Raw genomic sequence first — 7,750 nt, forward strand, 5'->3', positions numbered from 1 at the left:
TTTTTGGTTTCTCCAAAATAAATGTGAAAATTTATTTTTTTTGTTTTCCTGCTGTTTCTGCGTTTAATCTTCATTAAACCCTTCTTTTTTCAGTGCCTCCCCTTTCGGATCAGCCGTTCCTCCCTTGCGGAGTGGTGCAAAGATAGCACCTTTTTATATTCACTTCCTAATCTTTTTGGGAAATAGTTTGCCGTAAACCGGTAAAGGGCTTATAACGTGGTGGATAAATTTATGGTTAAACATATAATTAATAGAAAATGTATAATCTCTGCTCAAAATCGATTGTCGATTATGTAGATTGTTTAGTGATATATCATATTTATAAATATCTTTATACCTCTACAATAACCAAAATTAGTAATCAAAATGGCTAAAACTACCTTAAAAGATATCTCTAAAGCATTGAATATATCAATCTCAACAGTTTCCAAAGCTTTATCAGATAGTTATGAAATTAGTGAGAAGACCAAAAAGGTTGTTCAGGACTACGCTACAAAAATGAATTTTAGCGTTAATAAAGTGGCACAAAGTCTTAAAATCGGGAAAACAAATACTATCGGTGTCATTGTATGCGCGATTAATAATACATTTATAGCAGAAATACTAGACGGAATTCAAAAAGCATCTATAGAAACAGGCTTTGATATCATCATTATGCAGAGCAGAGAAGATATACAGGTTGAGAAATCCTGTATTGAAGTTTTAAACTCGAGAGGTATCGACGGACTTTTGATTTCACCAGTCAGCGAATCATCGAATCTGAGTTTATTGAAAGAATTACAAGAAAACGGAAAACCCATCGTTATTTTTGATAGAACAGTCAATCAATTAAAAACAGATAAAGTGGGTGCCAACAATTTCGACGGGGCTTATAAAGCTACCAAACACCTCCTCGAACAAGGACGTACAAATATCCTTCATATTACAGGACACCAATTAGGTGTTTCCAAAGACAGGTTAAACGGATATAAAGAAGCTTTAAGAGAATTTGAAATTCCACTAAAGCCGTATTACTTTATTGAGTGTAATATTCAAGATACCGCAATACTTGATAAACAAATCAAAAGCGCCATACAAAAAACACTAAACACAGAACATAAGCTAAATGCAATTTTTGGAGCCACCGATGTCATCACCACAAGAACACTCGGAATTCTAGCAGAACTCGGAATTAAGGTTCCGGAAGAAATTGCTGTTATTGGCTTTTCTAATATTTCTATTCCAACGTCACTAAACCCTGCATTGAGCAGAATCAAACAGCCTGCAAGTGAAATCGGACATACTGCAATGAAAAAACTCATTTATCTTATTAAGCGTCCATCACATAACGATTTTGAAACAATCGAACTAGAAACTACCCTGGAAATAAGAAAATCAAGTCTTTTGACTTGATTTTGCACCTCAGTTAGCTTTTTTACTTTTTAAAGTAGGCAACCGCATTGTAATAACAAATATCCGCGATAACCTTTCCAATCATATCGACATCATGCGGAAGGTAACCCTTGATGATATCTTCTGCAAAAATATTAGCAAGCAATCTTCTAAAATATTCGTGTCGAGAATAAGACAAGAAGCTTCGCGAATCGGTTAACATCCCAATAAAACAACTGATCAAACCATAATTAGAAAGTGCATTTATCTGTTCTGTCATACCATCCAACTGATCCTGATACCACCATCCTGAACCAAATTGAATTTTTCCCTTCATATTTCCGCCCTGAAAATTACCGATCATTGAACCAAAAACAGCATTATCAGCAGGATTAACATTATATATGATTGTTTTGGCCAATTGATCCTTTGTATCAAGATAATTAAAAAAATCTGCCATACGATCAGCTTGAGGGTAGTCCCCAATAGAATCATACCCCGTATCAGCACCCAAAATTGCGAGCTTCCCTTTATTTGTATCACGCAACGGGCCTAAATGAAATTGCTGCGCCCAATTCTTTGCATGGTACTTTGAGCATAATTCACTTAAAATATAAAAAACAAAGCTATCTTCCACTTCCAAAGCTCCGGTATCATCTCCATTGATCACGCGGATAAAAGTAGAATTCACTTCCGCTAAATTAAATGCCCCTTTTTTAGGCAGATATTTCAACCCATGATCTGAAGCCACACAACCCAAAGAGTCAAAATAATTAATTCGTTCATCAAGTGCTTCTAATAAAGAATCCAAGTGGTGTATTTTTATTCCGCTCACATCAGATAGTTTTTGCACATAAGCTCTAAATACATCTCCTTTTGATAATTGAAAAACCTTATCTGGGCGAAAGGTCGGAAGTACTTTTGTGTTAAATTCAGTATTTAAACTTAAAGCCTTATGAAATTCCAGACTATCAATTGGATCATCAGTTGTTCCCACCATCTCAACCTTAAAATGGTTCAAAAGTCCCTGAGTACTAAAACTCGGTTCCTTCAATTGTTCCCTTGTTTGTTCATAAATAGCATGTGAACTTTGAATGTTGAGCAATTTGTTAATTCCAAATGGATTCTTAAGCTCCATATGTGTCCAATGATACAGCGGATTTCTCAATGTTTGAGGCACAATCTCCGACCATTTTTGAAATTTTTCAAAATCAGAAGCTTCTCCTGTAATATATTTCTCTTCAACTCCCAAAGTTCTCATAGCACGCCATTTGTAATGGTCACCATAGAGCCAAATTTGAGCAAGATTGTCAAACTGATGATTATTGCTAATCTGATCAGGGGGAAGATGATTATGGTAATCTATAATAGGAAGATCTTTTGCATAATTATGATATAGCTGTTGTGCAATATCCGATTGCAGTATAAAATTATGATTGATAAAATCTGACATTCTTTTTTGCTTATTGACCTAAAATTCCATATTCTAATCCCCTGAGTTCTGCGAGCCCTCTCAAACGACCAATTGCAGAATATCCAGGATTCGTCTTCTTATTTAGATCATCCAACATTTGATGGCCATGGTCAGGTCTAAAGGGAATAGGTCTGATTCGATTTTGATTTTCAGTTATCAAAATTTTCATCACAGCATACATGTTTACATCACCATCTAAATGATCAGCTTCAAAGAAACTTCCTAAAGTGTCTTTCTTTACATTTCTCAGATGCGAAAAGTAAACTCTTTCTTTAACAGCATCCAAAATGGATGCAACATCATTTGACTGACTAGCACCAAGAGAACCTGTGCAAAAGCAAATGCCATTAAACGGCTTATTAACACCTTCAAGTATTGCTACCAGATCAGATTCATTACTCACAATACGTGGAAGACCTAAAATTGGATATGGCGGATCATCGGGATGTATAGTCATTTTAATCCCCTCCCTTTCACAAACGTCACTTATCGATGACAGGAAATGAAGCAAATTATCTAATAATCCCGTTCGACCAAGCTGACCATACACAGCAATGCTGTTATTCAGATCCTGTAGTGTAATATCATTTTCTCCAGGGATTCCCATCAAAACAACTTGTTCTAACGCATCAAGATCTTGCTGTGAATAAGAAGAAAATTTTTTTTCAACTCCTTCCAATATCACTGTTGTATAATCCTTGACTGCATCTATTCGCTTTAGAATATGAATATCAAATACAGCAAGGTCAATCCAATCAAAATATAAAGCTTTTGAACCATCTTTCATCAATAGATCTAATTGTGTTCTGGTCCAATCTAAAACAGGCATGAAATTATAAGTAATGATCTGAATTCCACATTTCGCTAAATTCTCCAAAGACATCACATAATTTTCAATATAATATCTGGCATCATTGCTTCCTGTTTTTATCGCCTCATGCACTGGAAGACTCTCTACGACCGACCAGACTAATCCACTATCTTCAATAATTCTTTTACGCTCTAAAATATCTTCGACAGGCCAAACATCGCCATGAGCAATATGGTGCAATGCCGTTACAATACCTGTCGCACCAGCTTGTTTTATATCATCCAAGGAAACGGGATCATTAGGCCCATACCATCTCCAAGTTTGTTCAAGTTTCTTCATACCTTAAATTTATTAAACCCCACACCATGCGTTAAACCCGCCATCAACAAAAATCGTTTCACCAGTAACCAAAGCAGAAGCATCACTTAATAAGTAGACTAAAGTTCCTTTCAGTTCATCTGGCTCTCCTAAACGTTGATAAGGCATCGCATTAATAAATTTCTGCGCTCGGTCGGAATATGTACCATCGGGGTTTATCAGTAGGTTTCGATTTTGCTCTGTTAAAAATACCCCTGGTGCAATTGCATTGACACGTACCTTATCACCGTATCGTAAAGCTAATTCAACAGACATCCATTTCGTGTAGCCATCTACACCGTGTTTTGCAACCGTATACCCCAAAACTCTAGTTAATGGTCTACTTGCCGCAAGTGAGGAAATATTAACAATAGAACCCTTACCAGATTCAGCTATTACACGTCCAAAAATATGTGTCGGAATAATTGTTCCATTTAAATTAAGCTCAATTGCTTTCAACGTATCTCTTATATCATGGTCAAAAAGATTTTGTTCAGGCTTTATTGTTGCTCCAGCAATATTACCGCCAGCAGCATTGACCAAACCGTCAATCGTACCCCATTTCGCTATTATTTCATCCCTAGCCCGTATCACGTCCTCTTCGTTCAAAACATCTACTTGTATTGCTAATGCCTCAGCACCTTTCGCCTCAATAGCCTGGACTCTTTCTTGGAGTTTTTCTCTATTCCTACCCAGTACTGCAACCTTTGCACCAGCTTCAGCCAAAGCATCTACAAAAGATTTTCCTAGAACTCCAGTTGCACCGGTAACCACAACAACGTGATTGTTCAATGAAAATTTATCCAATATCCCCATTTTATAATTGTTAGATTTAAAGTTACCAATTTTATGAAATAATTAATTCCTAAAGAAACATCCTTATAACTTTATTTACTCAAACGTTTTCGAAATTATAGACACAATCAATACAGAAATACAATTATTTATACTACTTTCGAAAAGTAAACTAATAACTTATGGATAAAAACACGGTCCTTTGCTTCGGAGAGATTCTTTATAGATTACAAGCAAAAGATGAATATTTTTTTAATGATGACCAATCGGTAGTCTATGCCTATCCAGGAGGATCAGAAGCGAACGTTGCTGTGGCTCTTGCCTCGCTATCAATACCGACTACTTACGTGTCTGTCGCTCCCGATCACTCTTTGACCAAGGAGATTTTAAACACACTCAATCACAAAAACGTCGATACCTCCAAGTTTATATTTGGTGGCGAACGCTTAGGTTCTTACATTTTGCAATCGGCAAATGGTTTAACAAGCGGAGAGGTAATATACGATCGTAAGTACTCGTCATTTTCCAAACTTAAAACGGAAGATATTGATTGGGATGAACTATTTACCGACTGTTCATGGTTTCATTGGACAGCCTTAACACCTGCATTAAACGAGGAATTAGCACAGCTCATGCTAACGGCATTGAAAATAGCGCACGAAAAGAAAATCACCACATCTGTCGACCTCAATTATAGAAGCAGGTTATGGCAATATGGAAAACAGCCTCTAGATATTATGCCTACATTAGTTTCATATTGCGATGTTATTATGGGAAATATTTGGGCTGAAAACAAAATGCTTGGAACTTCTATTCATGAGCAGTTGGTCCGAACCACTTCTTCCAGCGAATATTTCGATTATTCCAGTTTAGTTGCCCAAGAAATATTTGAAAAATATCCCAAATGCAAACACATCGCTAATACGTTTAGATTTATGGACAACCCTAAACATAATCTATTTTACGGAACATATCATAGCCCTGCAGAAAATAAAATAAGTACTATTTTAGAGACAAATGACTTAATTGATCGTATTGGTAGCGGAGACGCCTTTATGGGCGGTTTAATTGCTGCTATTTATGACGGTAAGTCTGCTCAAGACATTATAGACACTGCAACCCAACTCGGATTCAAAAAACTATTTAACAAAGGTGATTTCATCAATTTATAATAATCAACATGCATACTATCCTATCCAAGATTGAAAGTTCTCCCATTATCCCCGTCTACTATCATGACGATATTGACCAATGTATTGCCATTTTAACATCATGTTATAATGGTGGAGTTCGCGTTTTCGAATTTGTTAATAGAGGTCCTGAAGCACATAACAACTTTAAGGCACTGCTTAAATACCGCGATGAAAATTTCAAAGATTTAAAGCTAGGAATTGGAACAATTAAAACGAAGCAACAAGCCCTAGATTTCATAAATATAGGAGCAGAATTTATTGTTAGTCCTATTGTGAAAGCAGAAATTGCAGATGTGACCTTAAAAAATAATATACTTTGGATACCGGGTTGCATGACTCCCACTGAAATTTCAGTTGCTGAAGAATTAGGTGCACCATTAGTAAAACTTTTCCCCGGTGATGCCTTAGGAGCAAATTTTTTGAAAGGCATCAAGCCTCTATTTCAATCATTGAAATTTATGCCTACAGGTGGTGTATCATTAGATGAAGCAAATCTGTTAGCGTGGTTCCAAGCTGGAGTATCAGCAGTAGGTATGGGATCAAAATTATTTAATGGCCCGACAGAATCAGAAGAAAATAATTATATTGAAAATAGATTACAAAAAGCTTTTCAGTACATTGAAAGCTTAAAATAGAGAAATAAAAAAAGCTCTAACTTTCGTTAGAGCTTTTTTTGTCGGGGTGGCAGGATTCGAACCTACGACCTCCACATCCCAAATGTGGCGCGATACCGGGCTACGCTACACCCCGAAAAGGTATCACCTTTTGTTTTATTGTGATGCAAATATACAGCGAATATTAGTAATGTCAAATTTATTTTTCACTTTACACAATAAAAGACTGATTAGCTGATAAATAAATTTCAATTAACCGAAAAACAATCTCATATTTAAGGTGATTTATAAGATAATCTGCTTCTCCATGGTCTAAATCGATAATTTCATGAAACCTGTTTCTTCTCTAAAGAATAGCTTTTATCAGTCCATTCGCTATTACAAATGCTTAAATTGAATTCAAAAAAAACAAAAATGAGTAAGTATAAACCTTTAAACTATGTAATAAATATCAATATTTTTGATTAGTTGAAAAGAGATTTACGTTCACTTGTTCCCATTTATCCTGAATAGATGTGCTATCTCTAGTTTTAAAACTAATTGTGTACCTCGCCGATTTGCACTCATTCAGAAATCCTACTGATCTCCAATAGCCTGATTTCTGAATTATACAAAACTAGCAACGATATGTTTGAGCTAATTAATTTTAAAATCTAGGTTGAATTTCGATCAATTTTCAGACTTGTAAATCCTTTTTCAACAGACACAACTACATGAGTAGCTTAAATTCTATAGGCAATAAATTCTTAGAAGGGTTGCAAGCGCCTTACAATTAGCACTTTATATGTTGCTTAGAAATGAACAATCATTTACTAAGTTTTTATTTATTGAAATATTCAAGATTATACCTCTAATTAATGAGTTCTTAAAGAAGCAAGTTAGACCAATTAAATAATCCGATTATTTAGAGAAAAACATGAAAGTACTTTAAGTGTTTAAAAGTGTCAAAAATTAGAGATCGGAAGATATAGTGACAGTATGATTGTCCGATAGAAAGAGGATGTAGAAGCTGAATAGGTAAAATGATGAGTATGAAGGGCCTGCAGAAGTTACCGAAAGAACAGGAATAGCCATGTTCTCAGCATAAAAAATGTATAAACACAAAAAAGCCTCTGCTGTATAGCAAAGGCTTCTG

General features: G+C 35.5%; 7 protein-coding genes and 1 tRNA gene. 3 read left to right on the plus strand and 5 right to left on the minus strand.

Annotation, left to right across the window (positions count from 1 at the left end):
• The first annotated feature begins 366 nt into the window (after positions 1–366).
• Positions 367–1,392, plus strand: coding sequence for a LacI family DNA-binding transcriptional regulator (locus ACFS6I_RS22980; RefSeq protein WP_021191083.1), 1,026 nt, complete (start codon positions 367–369; stop codon positions 1,390–1,392).
• A 22-nt stretch (positions 1,393–1,414) separates the two neighbouring features.
• Here the strand turns inward: ACFS6I_RS22980 and uxaC are convergent, their stop codons facing one another.
• Genes uxaC through ACFS6I_RS22995 form a run of 3 tightly spaced genes read right to left on the minus strand, consistent with a single transcriptional unit; the run spans position 1,415 to position 4,829 of the window.
• A complete protein-coding gene (uxaC, locus tag ACFS6I_RS22985) occupies positions 1,415–2,824 on the minus strand; it encodes a glucuronate isomerase (RefSeq protein WP_380924053.1) in 1,410 nt (469 codons plus the stop codon).
• A gap of 10 nt (positions 2,825–2,834) precedes the next feature.
• On the minus strand, positions 2,835–3,995 hold the full coding sequence (gene uxuA, locus ACFS6I_RS22990; protein ID WP_380924055.1) for a mannonate dehydratase: 1,161 nt from the start codon (positions 3,993–3,995) through the stop codon (positions 2,835–2,837).
• 12 nt (positions 3,996–4,007) lie between these two features.
• Entirely contained in the window at positions 4,008–4,829 is an 822-nt protein-coding gene (locus ACFS6I_RS22995; protein WP_132846213.1) for an SDR family oxidoreductase, read from the minus strand.
• Between the two features lie 161 nt (positions 4,830–4,990).
• On the opposite strand from ACFS6I_RS22995, the gene ACFS6I_RS23000 reads away from it, so the two are divergent.
• Together ACFS6I_RS23000 and ACFS6I_RS23005 are read left to right on the plus strand one after the other, a co-directional pair.
• Positions 4,991–5,980 carry a PfkB family carbohydrate kinase gene (locus ACFS6I_RS23000; protein WP_380924058.1) on the plus strand — a complete coding sequence of 330 codons (990 nt, stop codon included), beginning with the start codon at positions 4,991–4,993 and terminating at the stop codon, positions 5,978–5,980.
• Between the two features lie 8 nt (positions 5,981–5,988).
• Positions 5,989–6,636, plus strand: coding sequence for a bifunctional 4-hydroxy-2-oxoglutarate aldolase/2-dehydro-3-deoxy-phosphogluconate aldolase (locus tag ACFS6I_RS23005; protein WP_380924060.1), 648 nt, complete (start codon positions 5,989–5,991; stop codon positions 6,634–6,636).
• A gap of 41 nt (positions 6,637–6,677) precedes the next feature.
• On the opposite strand, the gene ACFS6I_RS23010 is transcribed toward ACFS6I_RS23005, so the two are convergent.
• Together ACFS6I_RS23010 and ACFS6I_RS23015 are read right to left on the minus strand one after the other, a co-directional pair.
• Positions 6,678–6,751: transfer RNA gene (locus ACFS6I_RS23010), tRNA-Pro, on the minus strand.
• An 815-nt stretch (positions 6,752–7,566) separates the two neighbouring features.
• Positions 7,567–7,750: hypothetical protein (locus tag ACFS6I_RS23015; RefSeq protein WP_380924062.1), on the minus strand; the 184-nt coding region annotated here is incomplete at its 5' end.

It is taken from the genome of Sphingobacterium anhuiense, from assembly GCF_042686355.1.
In the GTDB taxonomy this organism is placed as follows: Bacteria; Bacteroidota; Bacteroidia; order Sphingobacteriales; family Sphingobacteriaceae; genus Sphingobacterium; species Sphingobacterium anhuiense.

Excerpts from the sequence above, each read along its gene's own strand:
- ACFS6I_RS22980 (WP_021191083.1), top strand. The coding sequence starts at position 367 with ATGGCTAAAACTACCTTAAAAGATATCTCTAAAGCATTGAATATATCA.
- uxaC (WP_380924053.1), bottom strand. The coding sequence starts at position 2,824 with ATGTCAGATTTTATCAATCATAATTTTATACTGCAATCGGATATTGCA.
- uxuA (WP_380924055.1), bottom strand. The coding sequence starts at position 3,995 with ATGAAGAAACTTGAACAAACTTGGAGATGGTATGGGCCTAATGATCCC.
- ACFS6I_RS22995 (WP_132846213.1), bottom strand. The coding sequence starts at position 4,829 with ATGGGGATATTGGATAAATTTTCATTGAACAATCACGTTGTTGTGGTT.
- ACFS6I_RS23000 (WP_380924058.1), top strand. The coding sequence starts at position 4,991 with ATGGATAAAAACACGGTCCTTTGCTTCGGAGAGATTCTTTATAGATTA.
- ACFS6I_RS23005 (WP_380924060.1), top strand. The coding sequence starts at position 5,989 with ATGCATACTATCCTATCCAAGATTGAAAGTTCTCCCATTATCCCCGTC.